Annotated in this window: 1 protein-coding gene; it reads right to left on the bottom strand. The window is 65.5% G+C overall.

What is annotated here, in order from left to right:
- Positions 1-1,076, bottom strand: a 1,076-nt coding sequence (locus tag RFN30_RS32255) for a formate--tetrahydrofolate ligase (RefSeq protein WP_320265976.1), incomplete at both ends; no start/stop codon positions are given.

The following is a 1,076-nucleotide window of genomic DNA, read 5'->3' as shown; positions in this document are numbered from 1 at the left end:
TTCTCGATGTGGCGGCCGAGGTTGAGGCAGCCCTTCTTGACCGCCTCGATGTTTTCCTTGCCGAGGTCTTCCTTCTTGACGCCGCCATTCATCTTCATGGCGCGCACGGTGGCGACGATGACGGCCGCCGCCGGCTTCAAGCCCGCCTTGCGGCACTTGATGTCGAAGAACTTCTCGGCGCCGAGGTCGGCGCCGAAGCCGGCTTCGGTGACGACATAGTCGGCAAGCTTCAGCGCCGTGGTGGTGGCGACGACCGAGTTGCAGCCATGCGCGATGTTGGCGAACGGGCCGCCATGCACGAAGGCCGGGTTGTTCTCCAGCGTCTGCACCAGGTTGGGCTGGATGGCGTCCTTCAAAAGCACGGCCATGGCGCCGTCGGCCTTGAGGTCGCGGGCATAGACCGGCGACTTGTCACGGCGGTAGGCGACGATGATGTCGCCGAGGCGCTTCTCGAGATCCTTGAGGTCGGTGGCCAGGCACAGGATCGCCATCACCTCCGAGGCGACGGTGATGTCGAAGCCGGCCTCGCGCGGAAAACCGTTGGCGACGCCGCCCAGCGAGCAGAGGATCTCGCGCAGCGCCCGGTCGTTCATGTCCATGACGCGGCGCCAGGCGACGCGGCGGATGTCGATGCCGAGCTCGTTGCCCCAGTAGATGTGGTTGTCGATCAGCGCCGAAAGCAGGTTGTGCGCCGTGGTGATGGCGTGGAAGTCGCCGGTGAAATGGAGGTTCATGTCGTCCATCGGCACGACCTGGGCGAGGCCGCCGCCGGCGGCGCCGCCCTTCATGCCGAAGTTCGGGCCGAGCGAGGCCTCGCGGATGCACACGATCGCCTTCTTGCCGATGCGGTTCAGGCCGTCGCCGAGGCCGACCGTGGTGGTCGTCTTGCCTTCGCCGGCCGGCGTCGGGTTGATGGCGGTGACCAGGATCAGCTTGCCGTCCTTGTTGCCCTTCACCGACTTGATGAACTCGGCCGAGACCTTTGCCTTGTCGTGGCCATAGGGCAGCAGATGCTCGTTGGGGATGCCGATCTTGGCGCCGATCTCCTGGATCGGTTTCTTCTTGGCTGCACGCGC

The organism is Mesorhizobium dulcispinae (assembly GCF_033977345.1).
In the GTDB taxonomy this organism is placed as follows: domain Bacteria; phylum Pseudomonadota; class Alphaproteobacteria; order Rhizobiales; family Rhizobiaceae; genus Mesorhizobium; species Mesorhizobium dulcispinae.
Note: the sequence above shows the minus strand (reverse complement) of the source record. Positions and strands in the feature narration are given on the sequence as shown.